At 69.2% G+C, this 19,039-nt stretch carries 20 protein-coding genes; 13 read left to right on the top strand and 7 right to left on the bottom strand.

All coding sequences use genetic code 11. The features are described 5' to 3' along the window. Nucleotides 1-80: 80 nt before the first annotated feature. Entirely contained in the window at nucleotides 81-1,508 is a 1,428-nt protein-coding gene (gene hydA, locus MET9862_RS01425) for a dihydropyrimidinase (protein ID WP_142581328.1), read from the bottom strand. A gap of 216 nt (nucleotides 1,509-1,724) precedes the next feature. Between hydA and ribH the strand changes: the two genes are divergently transcribed. The 4 genes from ribH (at nucleotide 1,725) to MET9862_RS01405 (ending at nucleotide 6,057) form a co-directional block, all read left to right on the top strand. Beyond that, nucleotides 1,725-2,213 (top strand): 6,7-dimethyl-8-ribityllumazine synthase, encoded by a 489-nt coding sequence (gene ribH, locus MET9862_RS01420; RefSeq protein WP_142581327.1) that lies wholly within the window; start codon nucleotides 1,725-1,727, stop codon nucleotides 2,211-2,213. A 64-nt stretch (nucleotides 2,214-2,277) separates the two neighbouring features. Beyond that, nucleotides 2,278-2,688, top strand: coding sequence for a transcription antitermination factor NusB (gene nusB / locus MET9862_RS01415; protein ID WP_244612516.1), 411 nt, complete (start codon nucleotides 2,278-2,280; stop codon nucleotides 2,686-2,688). Then, nucleotides 2,685-3,680, top strand: coding sequence for a thiamine-phosphate kinase (gene thiL / locus MET9862_RS01410; protein WP_142581325.1), 996 nt, complete (start codon nucleotides 2,685-2,687; stop codon nucleotides 3,678-3,680). The genes nusB and thiL overlap by 4 nt, the downstream gene beginning before the upstream one ends. A 244-nt stretch (nucleotides 3,681-3,924) precedes the next feature. Further along, nucleotides 3,925-6,057 (top strand): sodium-translocating pyrophosphatase, encoded by a 2,133-nt coding sequence (locus MET9862_RS01405; protein ID WP_142581324.1) that lies wholly within the window; start codon nucleotides 3,925-3,927, stop codon nucleotides 6,055-6,057. A 52-nt stretch (nucleotides 6,058-6,109) separates the two neighbouring features. On the opposite strand, the gene MET9862_RS01400 is transcribed toward MET9862_RS01405, so the two are convergent. The 4 genes from MET9862_RS01400 to MET9862_RS01385 all read right to left on the bottom strand — a co-directional run bounded on the left by MET9862_RS01400 (nucleotide 6,110) and on the right by MET9862_RS01385 (nucleotide 9,298). Next, nucleotides 6,110-6,745, bottom strand: a complete 636-nt coding sequence (locus MET9862_RS01400) for a Rossmann-fold NAD(P)-binding domain-containing protein (RefSeq protein ID WP_142581323.1) — start codon at nucleotides 6,743-6,745, stop codon at nucleotides 6,110-6,112. A 51-nt stretch (nucleotides 6,746-6,796) separates the two neighbouring features. Beyond that, nucleotides 6,797-7,825, bottom strand: coding sequence for an AraC family transcriptional regulator (locus tag MET9862_RS01395; protein WP_142581322.1), 1,029 nt, complete (start codon nucleotides 7,823-7,825; stop codon nucleotides 6,797-6,799). Nucleotides 7,826-7,834: 9 nt separating this feature from the next. Next, a complete protein-coding gene (locus tag MET9862_RS01390) occupies nucleotides 7,835-8,677 on the bottom strand; it encodes an oxidoreductase (RefSeq protein ID WP_142581321.1) in 843 nt (280 codons plus the stop codon). 147 nt (nucleotides 8,678-8,824) lie between these two features. After that, nucleotides 8,825-9,298: a DUF2147 domain-containing protein gene (locus MET9862_RS01385; protein ID WP_142581320.1), complete on the bottom strand. Its 474-nt coding sequence runs from the start codon at nucleotides 9,296-9,298 to the stop codon at nucleotides 8,825-8,827. A 378-nt stretch (nucleotides 9,299-9,676) separates the two neighbouring features. On the opposite strand from MET9862_RS01385, the gene MET9862_RS01380 reads away from it, so the two are divergent. From MET9862_RS01380 to MET9862_RS01370, 3 genes are all read left to right on the top strand, one after another. Further along, nucleotides 9,677-10,765 (top strand): alkene reductase, encoded by a 1,089-nt coding sequence (locus MET9862_RS01380; protein ID WP_142581319.1) that lies wholly within the window; start codon nucleotides 9,677-9,679, stop codon nucleotides 10,763-10,765. A 171-nt stretch (nucleotides 10,766-10,936) separates the two neighbouring features. Further along, nucleotides 10,937-12,853, top strand: coding sequence for a PAS domain S-box protein (locus tag MET9862_RS01375; protein ID WP_142581318.1), 1,917 nt, complete (start codon nucleotides 10,937-10,939; stop codon nucleotides 12,851-12,853). 4 nt (nucleotides 12,854-12,857) lie between these two features. Next, nucleotides 12,858-13,514: an HAD hydrolase-like protein gene (locus MET9862_RS01370; protein ID WP_142581317.1), complete on the top strand. Its 657-nt coding sequence runs from the start codon at nucleotides 12,858-12,860 to the stop codon at nucleotides 13,512-13,514. Between the two features lie 160 nt (nucleotides 13,515-13,674). On the opposite strand, the gene MET9862_RS01365 is transcribed toward MET9862_RS01370, so the two are convergent. Then, nucleotides 13,675-14,169 carry an outer membrane protein assembly factor BamE gene (locus tag MET9862_RS01365; RefSeq protein WP_142581316.1) on the bottom strand — a complete coding sequence of 165 codons (495 nt, stop codon included), beginning with the start codon at nucleotides 14,167-14,169 and terminating at the stop codon, nucleotides 13,675-13,677. A 175-nt stretch (nucleotides 14,170-14,344) separates the two neighbouring features. On the opposite strand from MET9862_RS01365, the gene MET9862_RS01360 reads away from it, so the two are divergent. From MET9862_RS01360 to MET9862_RS01340, 5 genes are all read left to right on the top strand, one after another. After that, nucleotides 14,345-14,914, top strand: a complete 570-nt coding sequence (locus tag MET9862_RS01360) for a ubiquinol-cytochrome C chaperone family protein (protein WP_142581315.1) — start codon at nucleotides 14,345-14,347, stop codon at nucleotides 14,912-14,914. Then, on the top strand, nucleotides 14,911-15,420 hold the full coding sequence (locus tag MET9862_RS01355; RefSeq protein ID WP_142581314.1) for a YceD family protein: 510 nt from the start codon (nucleotides 14,911-14,913) through the stop codon (nucleotides 15,418-15,420). Before MET9862_RS01360 ends, MET9862_RS01355 begins: the two co-directional genes overlap by 4 nt. A 191-nt stretch (nucleotides 15,421-15,611) precedes the next feature. Further along, nucleotides 15,612-16,649 (top strand): phosphate acyltransferase PlsX, encoded by a 1,038-nt coding sequence (plsX, locus tag MET9862_RS01350; protein ID WP_142581313.1) that lies wholly within the window; start codon nucleotides 15,612-15,614, stop codon nucleotides 16,647-16,649. Between the two features lie 171 nt (nucleotides 16,650-16,820). Beyond that, on the top strand, nucleotides 16,821-17,795 hold the full coding sequence (locus MET9862_RS01345) for a beta-ketoacyl-ACP synthase III (RefSeq protein ID WP_142581312.1): 975 nt from the start codon (nucleotides 16,821-16,823) through the stop codon (nucleotides 17,793-17,795). 131 nt (nucleotides 17,796-17,926) lie between these two features. Continuing rightward, the gene (locus tag MET9862_RS01340) at nucleotides 17,927-18,247 is read left to right on the top strand and encodes an integration host factor subunit alpha (protein ID WP_142581311.1); all 321 of its coding nucleotides are present in this window, start codon (nucleotides 17,927-17,929) and stop codon (nucleotides 18,245-18,247) included. A gap of 30 nt (nucleotides 18,248-18,277) precedes the next feature. On the opposite strand, the gene MET9862_RS01335 is transcribed toward MET9862_RS01340, so the two are convergent. Then, nucleotides 18,278-18,559: a hypothetical protein gene (locus MET9862_RS01335; RefSeq protein ID WP_142581310.1), complete on the bottom strand. Its 282-nt coding sequence runs from the start codon at nucleotides 18,557-18,559 to the stop codon at nucleotides 18,278-18,280. A 114-nt stretch (nucleotides 18,560-18,673) separates the two neighbouring features. Between MET9862_RS01335 and MET9862_RS01330 the strand changes: the two genes are divergently transcribed. Beyond that, nucleotides 18,674-19,021: a DUF2293 domain-containing protein gene (locus tag MET9862_RS01330; protein ID WP_244612513.1), complete on the top strand. Its 348-nt coding sequence runs from the start codon at nucleotides 18,674-18,676 to the stop codon at nucleotides 19,019-19,021. Nucleotides 19,022-19,039: the final 18 nt, after the last annotated feature.

Genomic DNA, 19,039 nt, shown 5'->3' with positions numbered 1-19,039 from the left:
ATGGGTCCGCGAGAGCGGCGCCCCTTATGGCACCGCCCGGCGCAGGGTCCAAGGAAGCGTGATCGGGCAGGTCCGCATCCTCAATCTGCCCGGCGCTCGGTGGGGTTCACCGTACGGTCGACGATCCGGCCGCGGCCGGGCTCGCCGAGAATGCGGCCTTCCTCGGCGACGATCTCGCCCCGGCTGATCGTCATCACTGGCCAGCCGGTGACCGCGAATCCCTCCCACGGCGTGTAATCCGAGCCGTGATGCAGGATCTCCTGGCGGATGGTCTCGCGACGGTTCGGGTCCCACAGGGCTAGGTCGGCGTCGAAGCCGGGTGCGATCGAGCCCTTTCGCGGATAGAGCCCGTAGAGCTTGGCGTGATTGGTGGCGGTGAGGGACACGAAGGTGTTCAGCGATATCCGCCCCTTCGAGACGCCTTCCGAGAACAGGACGGGGAGACGGGTCTCGATCCCCGGGATTCCGTTCGGGATCCAGCGGAAGGAGGTTCTCGCGCGCGGATTCAGCTTTCCCTGCGGGTCGTCGTAGCGGAAGGGACAATGGTCGGAGGAGACGACGTCGAAGACGCCGCGCTGGATGCCGGACCAGACCGCCGCCTGGCTCGCCGCATCGCGCGGCGGAGGCGAGCAGACATATTTGGCGCCCGCCATGTCGTCGGGGTCGCCGATCCCCTTCATATCCTCAGCGGTCAGCGTGAGATATTGCGGACAGGTCTCGGCGTGGATCTTGAGTCCGCGGGCGCGTGCCCAGGCGATCTGCTCCATAGCCTCGTTCCCCGAGACATGGACGATCACGATAGGCACGTCGATCAGCTCGGCGTGGCTGATGGCGCGATGCGCCGCTTCGCGCTCCACCGTCTGCGGCCGCGAGAGCGCGTGCCCGTAGGGCCGTGTCTCGCCCGCCCGCTCCAGCTTCTCGCTGAGAAAGCGGATGGTGTCATAGCCTTCCGCATGCACCATCACCCGCGCGCCCTCGCGCCGGGCCACCGCGAAGACCTCCAAGAGTTCGCGGTCGTTCAGCACGAGGTCGTCATAGGTCATGAAGACCTTGAATGAGGTGTAGCCGTCCGCCACCAGGGCCGGCAGCTCCTGGCCGAGCACGGAATCGGTCGGATCGGAGACGATGAGGTGAATCGCGGCGTCGATCAGACATTGCCCATCCGCCTTCGCCCGGTAGGCGTCGACGGTGGCGCGCAGGCTCTCGCCGCGAGGCTGCAAGGCGAACGGCATCACGCAGGTATTGCCGCCCGCCGCCGCGGCGCGGGTCGCCGAGGCGAAGTCGTCAGCCATGACGATGCCGGGCCCCGAGGGCTGGGCGATGTGCACATGGCTGTCGATGCCGCCCGGCAGGACGAGGAGGCCGCCAGCGTCGATCTCGCGCGCTGCCCCCTCGACCCGGTCGGCGACCGCAACGATGCGCCCGTCCCGGATGCCGATATCGGCCTGGACCGTGTCGCCGGCGGTGACGACGGTGCCGCCCCGGATCGCGAGGTCGAATTCGGGCACGCTGATCTCCCTGTGGGCCCCCAAGAGGCACGCTCGGCTGCGTTCATGCATCTGCCGGGCCGAGGCCTGCAAGCGGCGGCGGATCGGAAGCCACGACGTCCCGCTTGTGGCGGGGCCCGCTTCGGTCTAACGCTCGCGGCCCCGAACACCGGCCCGCACGAGAGGCCGTGACGGCGCGCGGATACGCCCTTCCTCCCCCGCTTCGGGTCACGCTTCATGGTTGGACACAGCCGGGCGGCGTTAGCCGCCACACAAGTTCCAGGCGCTCGCATCCTCGTGGTCGAGGCGCGCTTCTACGATGCGCTCGCCGACGAGTTGCTTGCAGGCGCCCGCGCGGCGATCGAGGCCGCCCGCGCCGAGGCGACCGTGGTCACCGTGCCTGGTGCCCTCGAGATCCCGGCGACGGCCGCGATCCTGCTGGATGCAGCCGAGCGCGCGGGCCGGCCCTACGATGCCGTCGTGGCCCTCGGCTGCGTCATCCGCGGCGAGACGGGCCATTACGACATCGTCGCCGGCGAGAGCGCACGCGCGCTGATGGACCTGTCCGTCGATCGCGGCCTGCCCCTCGGCAACGGTATCCTGACCGTCGAGACGGAGGCGCAGGCCTTCGCCCGCGCGCGGGTCTCCGAGATGAACAAGGGCGGCGGCGCGGCGGAAGCCGCCCTTGCCGTCCTCGCCCTGAAACTGGCGGCCGAGGGAGCCTGAGCCCGTGACGAAGCTCGAACAGCGCGCCGGTGCGCGGCTCGCCGTGGTGCAGGCGCTCTACGACATGGACATCTCCGGCAAGGGCGTCCTCGACGCGCTCGCCGAGTTCGAGGCCCACTGGATCGGCCGGGAAATCGACGGCGTCGCCCATCCACCGGCGGAGGTGGCCTTCTTCCGCGACCTCCTGCGCGGCACGGTGGAGGAGCAGCGCCAGATCGATCCGCAGATCGACCAGGCCTTGACGCAGGGCTGGCCGCTTCGGCGCATCGAGACCGTGCTGCGCGCGATCCTGCGTGCCGGCACCTACGAGCTGATGTTCCGCAAGGATGTGCCGCCGCGCGCCGCGATCTCGCAATATGTTGACGTGGCGCACAGCTTCTACACCGGCGACGAGCCGGGTCTCGTCAACGCGGTGCTGGACCGGATCGCCCGCAAGGTCCGCGGCGACGAGTTGACCACCCAGAAGCGCGGGTGAGCGGGGCCGGACCCCGCGCCTCGGAGGAGGCGCTGATCGCCCGCTACTTCGCTCCCATCGCAGGCGACGGGGCGGACGGGCTTCGGGACGATGCGGCACGCCTCACACCGTTGCCCGGCCACGATCTCGTTCTCACCGCCGACGCGGTGGTGGCCGGAATCCACTACTTCCCGGACGATCCGCCGGACTCGATCGCCGCCAAAGCGCTCGGCGTGAATCTGTCGGATCTCGCCGCCAAGGGTGCGTCACCGCGCGGTTTCCTGCTGACGCTGGCTCTCGCCGCGGACTGGAGCGAGGACTGGCTCGCCGCCTTCGCCCGCGGCCTCGGCGAAACGGCGGCGCGGCACGGCTGCCCGCTTCTCGGCGGCGACACCGTGAAGGCCGGCGGTGCCACTTTGATCGGTGTGACCGCTCTCGGCGAGGTGCCGGCCGGCGCCATGGTCCGCCGCCAGACGGCATCCGCGGGCGATCGCATCTGCGTCAGCGGCACGATCGGCGACGCCGCGCTCGGCCTGCGCCTGCGCCTCGATCCCGTCTTCGTTGGCAGCCTCGACGAGGCGGCGCGTGCCGCGCTCACCGACCGCTACCTGCGGCCCCGCCCGCGCCTCGCCCTGGCTCCCGTGCTGCGCCGGTTCGCCAGTGCCGCGATGGACGTGTCGGACGGGCTGGCCGGAGACCTAGCCAAGATGCTGAAAGGCACGGGCCTCACCGCCACGGTCGAGACCGGAGCGGTGCCCCTGTCGCCGGTTGCGGGCCGCGCGGTCGCCGATCGGCCCGCCCTGCTCGACGTCGTCCTCACCGGAGGCGACGATTACGAGATCCTGTGCACGGTGCAGCCGGATCGCCTGAACGCCTTCCAGGCGGCGGCGGCCGAAGTCGGCGTGCCGGTCCACGCGATCGGGAGCGTGGCGGTGGGCGAGGGCGCGCCGATCTTCCGCGATGCGGACGGCCGGCCCCGCGCCTTCGCGAGCGCCGCGTTCAGTCACTTCTGAAAACCGGCCCATCGCGACGACACAGCAGTTCGATGTGAACTGCCGTGCTTGCGCTGCAGTGCAGCGAAAACTTGTGTTCGCCCGTCCAAAGTGGCGTTTGCTCTCAACCGCGAAGTTTGGCAAGCAGAGCGGGCACTTCTGGGAGGAAATGCACCTTTCCGAGCACTGCGTCCCACGGCCCCACCCGGGTCGAGCTCGGTGAAGGCCAAAAGCCAAAGCCAGGCCCACGAACAAGGACGGACGAATGACCGCATTGCTGCTGATCATCCTGGGCGGGCTCTGCGCCGTCGCCTATGGCATCGTCACGATCAACGACGTGATGAAGCGCGACGCCGGCACCCAGCGGATGCAGGAGATCGCGGGCGCCATCAGCGAAGGCGCCCAAGCCTATCTCAAGCGCCAATACGCCACCATCGGCATCGTCGGGATCGTCCTCTTCGTCGCGCTCGCCTACTTCCTCGGCCTCAAGGTCGCGATCGGCTTTCTGATCGGCGCGGTGCTCTCGGGCGCGGCCGGCTTCATCGGCATGAACGTCTCGGTGCGCGCCAATGTCCGCACCGCGCAGGCGGCGTCCTCTTCGCTCGGGAGCGGGCTGGAGGTCGCCTTCAAGTCGGGCGCCGTCACCGGCATGCTGGTGGCGGGTCTCGCCCTGCTCGGGGTGGCCCTCTACTACACCTACCTCACCCGCGGCGCCGGTCTCGCTCCCTCGAGCCGCGAGGTCATCGACGCGCTCGTGGCGCTCGGCTTCGGCGCCTCGTTGATCTCCATCTTCGCCCGTCTCGGCGGCGGCATCTTCACCAAGGGTGCGGATGTTGGCGGCGATCTCGTCGGCAAGGTCGAGGCCGGCATACCGGAGGATGATCCGCGCAATCCCGCCACCATCGCCGACAATGTCGGCGACAATGTCGGCGACTGCGCCGGCATGGCGGCCGACCTGTTCGAGACCTACGCCGTCACCGTCGTCGCCACGATGGTGCTCGCCGCGATCTTCTTCGCCGGCAGCGGACCCGTGCTCGAAACGATGATGCTCTACCCGCTCGCCATCGGCGCGGCCTGCATCGTTACCTCGATCGCTGGCACCTATGCGGTGCGGCTCGGGGCCAACCAGTCGATCATGGGCGCCCTCTACAAGGGCCTGATCACGGCGGGCGTGCTCTCGATCGTGGCGATCGCGATCGTGAACTACACCCTCCTCGGTGGCTTCTCGACGAGCTTCACCACGACGACGGGGGTGACCTTCACCTCGGCCGGCCTTCTCGGCTGCGCCGTGATCGGCCTCGCGATCACGGCGCTGATCGTGGTGATCACCGAGTACTACACGGGTACGAACTTCCGTCCCGTGAAGTCGATCGCCAATTCCTCGGTCACCGGCCACGGCACAAACGTGATCCAGGGGCTCGCCATCTCCCTCGAATCGACGGCGCTGCCGGCGATCGTGATCGTAGCCGGCATCATCACCACCTACGCGCTCGCCGGCCTGTTCGGCATCGCGATCGCGGTGACCGCGATGCTGGCGCTCGCCGGCTTCGTCGTAGCCCTCGACGCCTTCGGCCCGGTCACCGACAACGCGGGTGGAATCGCCGAGATGGCGGGCCTGCCCTCAGATGTGCGCAAGTCGACGGACGCCCTCGATGCGGTCGGCAACACCACGAAGGCGGTGACCAAGGGCTACGCGATCGGCTCGGCTGGCCTTGGCGCGCTGGTTCTGTTCGCTGCCTACACTTCGGACCTGAACTACTTCATCGCGAATGCCAGCGACACTCAGTACCGCTTCTTCAAGGGCGTCAGCGTCGATTTCTCGCTGTCGAACCCTTACGTCGTCGTCGGCCTGCTGCTCGGCGGCCTCATCCCCTACCTGTTCGGCGGCATCGCCATGACCGCGGTCGGCCGTGCGGCCGGTGCCGTGGTCGAGGAGGTGCGTCGCCAGTTCCGCGAGAAGCCCGGCATCATGGAGGGGCGAGACCGGCCCGATTACGGCCGCGCCGTCGACATGCTGACCCGCGCCGCGATCAAGGAGATGATCGTTCCCTCGCTCCTGCCGGTGCTCTCGCCGATCGTGCTGTTCTTCGTAATCCAGGCGATCGCCGGCCGCTCGCAGGCCTTCGCGACGGTCGGCGCGATGCTGCTCGGCGTCATCATCACCGGCCTCTACGTGGCCATCTCGATGACGTCCGGCGGCGGTGCCTGGGACAACGCCAAGAAGTACATCGAGGACGGCCACCACGGCGGCAAGGGCTCGGACGCGCACAAGGCGGCCGTGACCGGCGACACCGTCGGCGATCCCTACAAGGATACGGCCGGCCCCGCCGTGAACCCGGCGATCAAGATCACCAATATCATCGCCCTGCTTCTGCTCGCGATCCTGGCGCATAGCTGAGCGGTAGGCGCTGCGCCCGACCGCGATACAGTCGGGCGCAGCATCAAGGCGGTCAGCGAGCGACCAGCTCAGCCGAGCCGATGAGATGCCGTCCGGCAGACCCAGCGATTGCGGCCTCGATCATGGCCTGGGCGATGACCGCGGCTGGGTTGATCCGCAGGCTGCGCGGCAGAACAGGGGCGAGAAGCGTGAAGGCGGCGACGGCGAGGCGTTCGCCCGGCCGGTTCTCCTGACGCTGTCCGCCGATCAGACCGGGCCGCACGAGCGTCAGCGAGGGAAAGCGCAGCGTTTCGAGATCGCCTTCGAGTTCACCCTTCACCCGGCTGTAGAAGACCCACGACGACCTTTTCGCGCTCATCGCCGAGTTGAGCACGAAGGTCGGCGTTCCATGGCTGCGGGCGAGGCGCGCAACGGCCAGCGGATAATCGTAGTCGACTTTCCGGAATGCCGCCCGGGACCCCGCCGTGCGCAGGGTCGTTCCGAGAGCGCAGATCACCGCATCGGCCCGCCACCACGAAGCCCCCTGCGGCAGCGCGTCGAAATCGACCTCCGGCGCCAGCAGCTTCGGATGAGCCGCTAGCGGCCGGCGCACCGGCGCGGTCACCAACTCGACCCGGTCGTCCGCCAGCGCCTTGCCGAGGACATGGCTCCCAACGAGGCCGCTCGCACCGACCAGCAGCAATTTCATGCGTGTTGTCCTTTTCGCCCGTCGCGCCGACCGGCGGACGCGGATGCCGACTCAATGAACGGAGGGCGCCGTTCCATGCCCGTTCCGCTCACGCCACTGATTCGGCGTGACGCCCTCCCAGTCCCGGAAAGCTCGGTAGAACGAACTCGCATCCTGATAGCCGAGCAGGCAGGCAACCTCGTCGATCTCGGCGGACGGATCGGCGAGCAATTGCCGGCCAAGTTCCTGGCGCGCCTCGACGAGAAGCTCGCGGAAGGTCGTGCCCTCGTCCGTGATTCGGCGCTGGAGGGTGCGCTCGCTCATGCCGAGTTCCCGGGCGAGATCGGAGAGTTCAGGTCGGCCGCTCGCTAGGCTGCGTTTCAGCACGACCTTCACCTGCTCGCGCGTGGAGCTGCGCGCCTGCAACTCGCCGAGGGCGGAGGCGAGGGCGGGCGTCAGCATGTCGAGGAGCTCTGGATTGTGCCCCGGGAACGGCCGGTCGAGGTCTGCACGTTTCAGGATCAGCGCGTTGCGCGCGGCCCCGTAGCGGATCGTGCAGCCGAAATAGCCCGCATGCACGTCCTCGGTAGGGGCGGGCCGCATGAATTCGACGCGGCGAGGCGTTAGCCGCTGTCCGGTGCCGCGCCGCCCCAGCTCGACCAGGGTCGCGAAGGCCACATCCGTGGCGACCGCCGGCTCGGGCTCGTCGGCGTGCAGCCACGCGACGGTGACCGTACAATCCTCAGCCTCCTCCACGATATGGAACTGCTCCGGCGTGCACAGGCGCTTGAATCGCGCGATCCGGTGCAGACCGTCGCGATAGTCCCGAGCGTAGAAGGCAGCGAGGCTCGAGGGCGGATGTGCCGCGGTCGCCGCGCCCTCGACCAGCCTGATCCCGAGCGCCGGATCCCCGGCCAATGTCTCCAGCGCCCGCCACAGGGCGAAGTACTGTGCCGTGGTGACGAGGGATTGGCCGCCGAGATGGAGGGTGGCCGGCAGGCGCGCCTGCCGCAGCAGCGCCGGAGGCGGCAGGCCGAGGGCGTCGACCGCGCGCCAGAAGGCTTGCGGCACTTTGCACCGGTCGGGAGGCATTCCACTCATCGCCGGGTCCTATCGCATCTGGCTCATGATCACGCGGTCGAACATGCGGTCGCCGAACCATTTCCGGATGGCGATCATCGGCTTGGCATATTTGCCGGCGACGTAGCGTGTCTTCGGCCGGCGCGTATGCACGGCCTTCGATACGACCTCCGCAATGACGGCAGGATCGGTGCCACGACCCTGGCCGTAGGCGCCCCTGGTCGATTGCGCGACGGCCTGCGTCATCGTCGCATAGGCGCCGACGCCCGAGCGCGTTACCAGGCCTTCGGCCAGCACGTCGCCAAAGCCGGTCTCGATCAGACCCGGCTCGATCACGACAACGCGGATCCCGAAAGAGGCGAGTTCCAATCTCAGGCTGTCTGACCAGCCCTCCAGGGCATGTTTGGTGGCGTGGTACCAAGCGCCGAGCAACGTGTAGATCTTGCCGCCCATCGAGCTGATGTTGACGATGGTGCCGGCGCCCTTGGCGCGCATCGCCGGCAGGAGCAACTGCGTGAGGCGGGCCGGGCCGAAGAGGTTGACCTCGAATTGGTAGCGCGCCTCGTTAAGGCCGACATCCTCGACGGGACCGTAGAGTCCGAAGCCTGCGTTGTTCACGAGCACGTCCACGCCCCCGGCCTCGGCGAGGATGATATCGACGACAGCGCGGATGTCGTCCTCCTTGGAGATGTCCATCTGTAGCGGCCGGGCGCCGAGCGCTGCCAGATCGCTCATCCGATCGATCCCACGCGCGGCGACGTAGACCCGGTAGCCGTCGTCGAGCAGGCGCTCGGCGATCGCCCGGCCCATCCCGGAGGACGCCCCCGTCACCAACGCCGTCTTCATTCCAGTCTTCGTTCCCTTGGCCGACATCGTGTCCTCTCCGTGTACCAGGCGGACGTTAGGCTGGTGATCGGGGGCGAGCAGTGACGGTCGGCGCCATCCGGGTTGCAGATCGCGCCAACCGGCCAAGGGTGGTTGGCGAAGGCTGCGTGGCGGATGGCGCCGACACGGGGCGCCTCAGGGCATGCGATGGAAAGTCTGCGTCTGGCCGAGGGCGGGCACGCCGAGATAGCCGCGGACATGCAGCTTGCCGTCTTGCATCTCGGCGCGGCAATTGTAGGTGCGTCCGGACGAGGCATCATAGATCGAACCGCCCGTCCACTCGCCGTCCGCCCAGCGTAGGCCAGTTACGAAGACGATGTTCTTCAAGGAGCGACTGCGCAAAGCAGGGTCAGGATTGTTGAGATCTTTCTTGAGCGTGACGTTGTCGGCCTCCACGATCTTGTTGCCGTAGAGGAGCCGGGCCTGGAATTTGGACCCGGCCCGGAACAGGTCGAGCTTCACGCTGCCGTCGTCGGCCTCCCACTTCCCGACGATGGCGTCGGACGAAGCCGGCTGCGCCTGGGCGGCCGACATGGAGGCGATGGTGATCGGGGCGAGCGCGAGGGCGAGGGCGAGCATCGCCCGCCGCGTGCGAAGGGACGCGTTCATTCTTGATCCTCGGTTGATGAGCGGCGGCGCGGGGGCCGTATCGCGATCGATGGATCGGGATACGGTGCGCCGCTTCCGCGGTAGACGCGGCCGCCGGTTGCCATGACGGGCTCCGAGTGCCGGGCCCGTCGACGGATCGAACCCTAGGCGGGGACCACGAGCAGGGCAGTGACCGCGCGCGTCATTCGCTTTGCAGATTCCGCCATTCCGGATGGTCGCGGGTCCGGGCGTCCTCATCGCGACTTCATGTGCGGCGCCGCACGAGGCCCGCGTGCAGCGCGGGATGAGGCCCTGGTACGAGGCTATGGGCCGACCACCTATGCGCTCGGAGTGTAACCGGGCGCGGCCGCGAGCGGCGCGCCATGAGACGGGACGACCATGCCCTCACTGTTCGATCCGATCCGCATCGGCGCCATCGAGGCCCCGAACCGCATCTTCATGGCCCCGCTCACCCGCGGACGCGCCACGAAGGAGCACGTGCCGACGCCGATCATGGCCGAGTACTACGCGCAGCGCGCCGGCGCAGGTCTGATCCTGTCCGAGGCCACCGGCATCAGCCGCGAGGGGCTCGGCTGGCCCTTCGCCCCGGGCCTCTGGTCCGACGAGCAGGTCGAGGCCTGGAAGCCCGTCGTGAAGGCGGTCCACGACAAGGGCGGCCGGATCGTCAGCCAGCTCTGGCACATGGGCCGGATCGTCCATCCCGATTTCCTCGGCGGCGAGAAGCCGGTCTCGGCCTCGGCCACCACCGCGCCCGACCAAGCCCACACCTATGCGGGCAAGAAGCCCTACGCGGAGGCCCGCCCGCTCGAGATCGACGAGATCCCGCGCCTGCTCGCCGATTACGAGCGCGCCGCGCGCAATGCGCTCGCCGCCGGCTTCGACGGCGTGCAGATCCACGCCGCGAACGGCTATCTGATCGACCAGTTCCTGCGCGACGGCACGAACCACCGGACCGATTCCTATGGCGGCTCGGTGGAGAATCGCATCCGGCTCCTGCGCGAGGTCACGCAGGCGGTGGCGAACGTGGTGGGCAAGGACCGCACGGGGGTCCGCCTGTCGCCGAACGGCGCGATCCAGGGCGTCGACGACTCGGATCCGGATGCCCTGTTCGGCGCCGCCGCAGCGGCGCTCGACGAGATCGGCATCGCCTTCCTTGAGATGCGCGAGCCCGGTCCGAACGGCACCTTCGGCAAGGCCAACCACCCGCCCGTCGCGCCGGTGATGCGCAAGCGCTTCAAGGGACCGCTCGTCCTCAACTCCGATTACGACCACCGCAGTGGGCAGGCGGCCCTCGATTCCGGGGTGGCCGACGCCATCGCGTTCGGGCGCACCTTCATCGCCAATCCCGACCTTCCGGATCGATTCGCGAAGGACGCGCCCCTCAACAAGGACGACGCCAAGACCTGGTACTCGCAGGGCCCCGAGGGCTACGTCGATTATCCGGTTCTGTCCGCCGAGGCCGCCTGACACCACGGTCGGCGCCCCGAGCGATCGTCCGGGGCGCCGGCCCGCTCCGTCCAGGCCCCGTGATGTTCGGATCTGGTCGGCAACGAATACCGGGTTCTTCACGAAATCGGGGGATGCCCGCAGGTCATCCCTGTTCGGGATCGGACGGCACCCCTATTTGAGCGGTGAATCATGGCTCCGCTCATTCCACCCGCGATCACGCTCGCTCCGGCGAGCCCGCCGAAGCCGGGCGAGTCCGAGCGGGTCGCTGCTCTGCACGCCGCGCGGATCCTCGATACCGAGCGTGAGGCCGCCTATGACGACCTCGCCCAGGTCGCGGCCTATGTCTGCCGAGCGCCCGTGGCTCTCGTCAGCTTCGTTGATACGACACGCCAATGGTTCAAGGCGGAGATCGGCCTCGGCGGCTGCCGCGAGATGCCGATCGAACTCTCGATCTGCGCCCATGCCATCCAAGAGGACAGCCTCCTGGTCGTTCCCGACCTGACCGCGGATCCGCGAACCGCCGAGAATCCGCTGGTCACCGGCCAGGATCACTTCCGGTTCTATGCGGGCGCGGTGATCCGGTCCGCTGCCGGTGTGGCATATGGATCGCTCTGCGTCCTCGACCGGGTGCCGCGCCCGGACGGGCTGTCGCCTGAGCAGGCGGCGACGCTGCGCACCCTGGCCAATCAGGTCTCCACCCTGATTGAGCACCGGCTCACTCTGACGGAAGTCGCGGCCCGGGAGGCCGAACTGGCCGCGAGCGAGCGGCGCTTCCGTGTGATGACCGGGGCGATGCCGCAGATGGTCTGGACGACCCTGCCAGACGGCTTCCACGACTACTACAACGACCGCTGGTACGAGTTCACCGGCGTGCCCTATGGCTCGACCGACGGCGAGGGCTGGAACGGGATGTTCCACCCGGACGATCAGGAGCGCGCCTGGACGCGTTGGCGGCACTCCCTCGCCACGGGCGAGCCCTACGAGATCGAGTACCGGCTGCGCCACCGCTCCGGCGCCTATCGCTGGACCCTCGGCCGGGCCCTGCCGATCCGCGATGCGGACGGCCGCATCGAGCGCTGGTTCGGCACCTGCACCGATATCGACGACCTGAAGCGTGCCGAGAGCGAGGCGCGCCAGCTCGCCGCCATCGTCGAGACCTCGAAGGACTTCATCGGACTCGCCGACGAGGAGGGCCGCACGGTCCACCTCAACGCCGCCGGCCTCGCCCTCGTCGGGCTTCCCGATCTCGCCGCAGCCCGCGCCCTCACGCTCCCCCAGTTCTTCACGCCCGAGAGCCGGACGGTGTTCGAGAGGACGGTGATGCCGGCCGCCCGCCGGGACGGCTGGTGGGAGGGCGAACTCGCCTTCCATCGGATCGATACCGGCGACGCGGTCCCCGTCCAGTTCAACATCTTCCCGGTGCGGGATTCGACGGGCGCGAAGGTCGGCTACGGAACGGTGACGCGCGACCTGCGCGAGGCCAAACGCTCGGAAGAGGCCCGCGACCTCCTGATCCGCGAGCTCTCGCACCGCATCAAGAACATCTTCGCGGTGGTGGGCGGCATCGCTGCGCTGACCGCGCGCGGCAACCCGGAGGCGCGCCCCTTCGTGGACGCCTTCCGTGATCGCCTGGGCGCTCTGGCCCGGGCGCACGAATATGTCCGTCCCCATTCCCCGGAGAGCGCGCCGCCCCTGTCCGGTCAGACCGTGCTCGGCCTGATGCGGCTGATCATGGCGGCCTACCGCGAGGATGGCCATGACCGGGTCGCCATCGCAGGCGACGACACGGAAATCGGCGAGCGGAGCGCCACCGCGCTCGCGCTGATCATGCACGAGCAGGCGACGAACGCGGTCAAGTATGGGGGCCTCTCGGCGCAGGGTGGCACCGTCACCCTCACCGGCTGCCGCGAGGGCGACCAGTACCGACTGGTCTGGGCCGAGCAGGGCGGACCGGCGGTCAAGGCCGCGCCCGCGCGCAAGGGCTTCGGCACGGTGCTGGCCGAGCGCAGCGTCGCCGGCCAGCTCGACGGCGTTCTGGAGCACGATTGGGCCCCGAGCGGCCTCGTGATGCGGCTCGACGTGCCGATCGCCAATCTGAGGCTGTAGGTTCGTGTCGCCTTACACGCTCGTCGTGCTCGATTTCGACGGGACGCTGGCCGACAGCTTCGACTGGTTCTGCGAGGTCCTGAACGGCGTGGCCGACCGCTACGGCTTCCGCCGCGTCCACCCCGATGAGACCGAGGCCCTGCGCGGCCTCTCGGCCTCGGCCATCGTCCGGCACCTCGGCGTGCCGCGCTGGAAGCTTCCGGCGATCGCCCGCCACATGCACGCGCTCGCCGCCCGCGACATCGACCGGCTGCACTTGTTCCCGGGCGTGCCGGAGATGCTGGCTGATCTCGCGGCCGGCGGCGTGGCCCTGGCGCTGCTCAGCTCGAACACGCAGGGGAACGTGGAGCGCGTGCTCGGTGCGGAGAACGCGGCGCGGATCGCGCATTACGCCTGCGGCGCCTCGCTGTTCGGCAAGGCGCGGCGGCTCGAACGACTGGTGGGGCGCGTCGGTGTCTCACCGGCGCAGACACTCTGCATCGGCGACGAATTGCGCGACCTGGAGGCGGCGCGCGCGGTCGGCTGCGCCTTCGGAGCGGTGAGCTGGGGCTATACGCGGGCCGAGGCGCTCGCCGCCGCCGGCCCCGATCTGATCTTCGCGGATCCAGCCGCGATCACCGCGTCCCTCGGCCTCGCCGGCCGACCGCTCGCACCCGCCTGAGGGCCCCGTTGTGAGGCGCTTTCAGCCTCTCAAGACCGACGCGGGGCGGCAGCCTCGACGGAGACAGCATGAGGGTACGAGCCGAACGCTCGCGGGACGATCGCTCGCTCCCGCTCGAACGGGCAGGGGCGCCGAGCCTGAGCCCGTCATCCCCGCAGGATCACATGCCGCGGTTGGCGCCCGGGACGAGGCTGCCGGCGCCGCCGCCGAAGGGCTCGTAGCGGGTCAGGCCGCGGAAGAGCTGGCTGAGGAAGGCGCGGTCCTGGCCGCTGGTCGGCGTGGTGCGCTCGATGAAATCGAACACCTTGCCGTCCTGAAGGCCGTAGAGCGCCACGCGCTCGACCTTGAATGCCTGGTTGAAATAGACCGCCGTGACCTTCTGGTCGTCGACGCGCTCGCCGAGGAACATCACCGTGCGGCTGGTGTTCTGCGAGATGTAGTACCAGGACTTGTTGCCGACCGTGGACACGGTCGAGGGCGTGCCGAGCGTCTGCAGGACCTGCTCGGCGCTCATGCCGGGTTTCACCGCGGCAAGCGCCGCCTGATCGACCTGATAGCCGTGACGCAGTTCCTCGCCGATGCAGCCGGACAGAGCCAGGCCGAGGCCTGCGAGGAGGGCGCCACGCGCCAGAGACGAGACGAGACGGCGCGGCATCGGCCCCCCGGAAAACCTGTGTTGACGACGTGTCGCGCAGCCCCGCGCTTGCGGGCGGTTTGCGGCAGCGCTTGCACCTTGACCGTGGGTTGCCGTACCGCGGGGTTATGGCTTTGACAAGGCAAGCCCGGACACAGCCCCGGGGAGAAGCGGGACCGGCCCGGGGGAGGGCGGCATGATCGCCCGGTTCTTCCGCCGCGGCAGCGAGCGCCGCCGTACCATCGAAACACTGCACTTGGCGATCATCGCCGCGAGCCGGGCGCCCGCGCTCTACGAACGTCTAGGTGTGCCCGACACCGTCGAGGGCCGTTTCGAGTGCCTCGTGCTCCACACCGTGCTGGTGCTGCGCCGCCTGAACCGCCTGCCGCCGCCGGCCGCGGACGTGGCGCAGGACCTCGTGAACTCGGTCTTCCTCCAACTCGACGCCTCACTGCGCGAACTCGGCATCGGCGATTTCGGCGTGCCTAAGCGCATGAAGAAGCTCGGCGCTGCCTTCTACGGCCGGGCCGGGGGCTACGACGCCGCCCTTGACGCGCGGGACGGCGAGGCCCTGCAGCTCGCGCTCGCGCGCAATGTTCTGGGGGCCGACGCCGCCGCCGCGACGCCCCAGGCGGCGGGGCTCGCGGCCTATGTCACGGCCGCGGATGCCGCCCTCGACGGGTCGGACCTCGATCGTCTGCTCGCGGCAACGCTTGATCTTCCCGATCCGGCGGGCTTCGCGGCGGATGCAGGAGACAGAGTATGAGTCACGCGGACAAGGTCGGGCCCCTCTCGCGGATCGTTGACGTCTCACGCCTGCCGCCGGGCCGCGGCGGCGTGACCGTGGAGGCGACGCAGGCGGAAGCCGAGGCCCTCGCCAAGGATTTCGGTATCCCGGGTCTGCGCGACCTCGTCGGCCATTTCGACATCTCCGGCCCGACGACCCGGCTCATCGTCACAGGCCGGGTCGAGGCGTTGGTCACCCAGATCTGCACCGTCACCCTGGAGCCCTTCGAGGCGAAGGTGAGCGAGCCGGTCGAGGTCGAGTTCACCGATACCGACCGGCTCGCGGGGACCGATGCCGAGGATGCCGAGGTGCCGGACCCGATCGTTGGCGGCCGCATCGATTTCGGCGTGCTCACCGCAGAATTCCTGGCGCTCGGCCTCGATCCCTATCCGCGCAAGCCCGGCGTGAGCTTCGAACCCGTTCAGGTTGGCCAGGATGCGGGCCCCTTCGACGCGTTGCGTGCGCTGAAGGACGGCGACGCATGAAATTCGAACGCTCGGGATTCGGAGGCGCGCCTCGCCGCGTCGCGGACGCTCCGAGCGGCCGTGGTTGAGAAAACGTTTGCCCGGCGGGGAGGGATCGCTATTTTCCGCCCCGCTCCGCGCCCCATCCTCCGCCGGGCGGTCGCACACGCCGACACGTCCCGGCTCCCCAGAGGCTTAGCCCCGCATCCACCATGTCCCAACCCGTGTGCATCTCGCTCGACGCCATGGGCGGCGATCATGGCGCCTCGACGGTCGTGCCGGGGGCGGCGATCGCCCGCGAGCGCCATCCGGAGACGCGTTTCATCATGTTCGGCGACGAGGCCGTGGTGGGTCCGCTCGTCGAGGCCGAGCCGCGCCTGAAGGGTGCCGTCGAGATCCGGCACACCACCATGTCGATCGCCATGGATGACAAGCCGAGCCAGGCGGTCCGCCAGGGCCGCGGCAAGTCCTCGATGTGGCAGGCGATCCAGGCGGTGCGCGACGGGCACGCCCAGGCCGCGGTCTCGGCCGGCAATACCGGCGCCCTCATGGCGATGTCGAAGATCTGCCTGAAGACCATGGCTGGCATCGAGCGGCCGGCCATCGCCTGCCTGTGGCCCACGGTGCGCGGCGAGAGCGTGGTGCTCGATGTGGGCGCCACCATCGGCACCGATGCCGAGCACCTCGTCGAGATGGCCGTGATGGGCTCCGCCATGGCCCGCATCGTACTGGACCTGGAGCGCCCGACCGTCGGCCTCCTCAATGTCGGTACCGAGGAGATGAAGGGTAACGAGGCGGTCAAGGAAGCCGCCCGGCTGCTACGCGAGCACGATGCGGCGAATTTCGCCTATCACGGCTTCGTGGAGGGCACCGATCTCGGCCGCGGCACCGTGGACGTGGTGGTGACCGAGGGCTTCACCGGCAACATCGCCTTGAAGACCGCCGAGGGCACCGCCAAGCAGATCGGCACCTATCTGCGCTCGGCCATGACCCGCACCCTGTCGGCCAAGATCGGTGCGCTGTTCGCGCGGCAGGCCTTCAAGGCGCTCAAGGACAAGATGAACCCGAGCCGGGCCAATGGCGGCGTGTTTCTCGGCCTCGAGGGCATCGTCATCAAGAGCCACGGCTCCGAGAATGCGCAGGGCTTCGCCGCGGCGATCGACCTTGCCCACGACATGGCCCGCCACGACCTGATGCGGACCATTCGCGACATGCTGGACGAGACGCCGACCACGATGGCGCGGGTCTGAGCACGGCGCGCCCAACGACGTGCGCCGGTTCGGCGCACGGGGCGCAGGTCGCAACGAGTGAAGGTCGGGCCCGCCCGGGCACGGCTCCCGACGGCGTAGAGGATTGAGGAACGCCAGGACGGATCCGCGGGCAGAGCTCGCGCGTTCCGGAGCGTTCCGGGAAGGGACACGATGACCAGCCTGCGTTCCGTCGTCGTCGGCACAGGGTCGAGTCTGCCCGAGCGGGTGGTGACGAATGCCGAGCTCTCCGAGCGGGTCGACACCTCCGACGCGTGGATCGTCCAGCGCACCGGCATCCGCCAGCGCCACCTCGCTTCTCCCGAGGAGACCACCTCGGTGCTGGGCACGCGTGCGGCCCGCGCCGCTCTCGACGATGCGGGGCTCGGCCCCGACGACATCGACCTCGTGATCTGCGCGACCTCAACGCCGGACCACACCTTCCCCTCGACGGCGACCCAGATCCAGGCGGCTCTGGGCATCCGGCAGGGCGCGGCCTTCGACCTGCAGGCGGTCTGCGCCGGCTTCGTCTTCGCCGTCTCGACGGCCGACCGCTTCCTCACCACGGGCGGGGCGCGGCGCGCCCTCGTGGTCGGGGCGGAGACCTTTTCGCGCATCCTCGACTGGGAGGACCGCACCACCTGCGTGCTGTTTGGGGACGGGGCCGGGGCGATCGTGATGGAGGCGCGTCCCGATTCGGAGGCGCAGGGCCGCGGCGTGCTCTCGGCGAGCCTGCGCTCCGACGGGCGACACCGGGAGAAGCTCTACGTGGATGGCGGACCGGGCTCCACCGGCACGACCGGGCATCTGCGCATGGAGGGCCGCGAGGTCTTCCGCTTCGCGGTTGGCTCGGTCACCGACGTGATCGTCGAGTCGCTGGAACGGGCCGGCGTCACCGCCGACGACCTCACTTGGTTCGTGCCGCACCAGGCGAACCGGCGCATCATCGAGGCCTCGGCCGACAAGATCGGCATCGCACGCGAGAAGATCGTGCTGACGGTTGACCGGCACGGCAACACCTCGGCCGCCTCGATCCCGCTCGCCCTCGATGTCGCCCGCAAGGACGGGCGCATCCGCGACGGCGACCTCGTGATGATCGAGGCGATCGGTGGCGGCTTCAGCTGGGGCGCGGCCCTGATTCGCTGGTAGGCCCAAGCGGACAATTTGCGGCGGAATACCGGCCTTGCGGTTGACCCGGGCCGGAGCGCCGATTAGCGTGCCGGATCATAGGGATACGTCGTGCAGACGATCCTCGAAAAAGCATTCCTTGGGGGTGGAGCATGACGGGGAAGACGGTCACACGCGCCGATCTGAGCGAGGCCGTCTATCAGCAGGTCGGCCTCTCGCGCACGGAATCCGCGGCTCTCGTGGAGACGGTTCTCGGCGAGATCTGTACCTGTCTCGCCGAAGGCGAGACCGTGAAGCTGTCGTCGTTCGGCTCGTTCGTGGTGCGCAGCAAGGGCCGCCGCGTCGGCCGCAATCCGAAGACCGGCGTCGAGGTGGCGATCGAGCCGCGTCAGGTCATGGTGTTCAAGCCCTCGAACGTGCTCAAGGCGCGGATCAACGGCCTGAACGGGGCTGCGCTGGAAGCGGACGACTGACCGCGTTCCGCACGATTCGGCGCGGCCGGATCAGCAGCCGCGGCAGATCGAGCCCAGCGTGGTGCGCATCTTGGCGTCCCAGGCCTTGTCGCGGGCGGCGGCGGCCTTCTGCGCCTTCAGCATCTCAGCCTCGTTGATCGGCTTCATCGGCGCCGCGGCGCCTCCGCCCGGCGGCTTGGTCTGGCCCGTCGTGGTGACGCTGCGCGCGGCCTTTGGACCGGCCGTCCCCGGCGCCGAGTCGGGTGCCTGCGCTGCGGCATGGCCTGCGGCCAGCGTCAGGCCGAGGATGAACGCGGTGAACCCCACACGCATGGACGAGATCTCCCTGGGCTTGCCCGCGCCGGCCGGCTTCGTTCTGTCCACGGCACGCAAGTCGATGCGGAGTATGGCAGGTTGGGCGCGGATTGGGAAAGCGCCGGAGGCGTCGTGAGCGGCCGACAGGACGGCAACGGGATCAATCGGCGCGCGGCCGTGGCCGCGGCGCTGCAGCGGCTGGCGCCGCGCCTGCCCGACTTCGAGGCCGAGGCGGTGGTCGACAAGGCGCTCGCCAGCCCGGGCCTGCGCCGCGCCGCGCCGGAAAACGCGGCCTGGCTCGCCCTGGTCGCCTTCGCCCGCCACACCTTCACCGATTATGACGACCTCCTTGAGGACGGCTACGACCGCGATAGCGCGCGACACTTCGTGCTCGACGATCTGAACGCGGTCCTGGTCGACTGGGGGGCCCGGCCGATCTCCGAGGAGCTTGCGGAGCCCGAGGAATCTGACGACCGTTGAAATGCCGGACGGGGGGCG

Origin of the sequence: Methylobacterium symbioticum, assembly GCF_902141845.1 — a bacterium.
Lineage (GTDB): Bacteria > Pseudomonadota > Alphaproteobacteria > Rhizobiales > Beijerinckiaceae > Methylobacterium > Methylobacterium symbioticum.
This window is presented reverse-complemented; position numbering and strand designations above follow the sequence as displayed.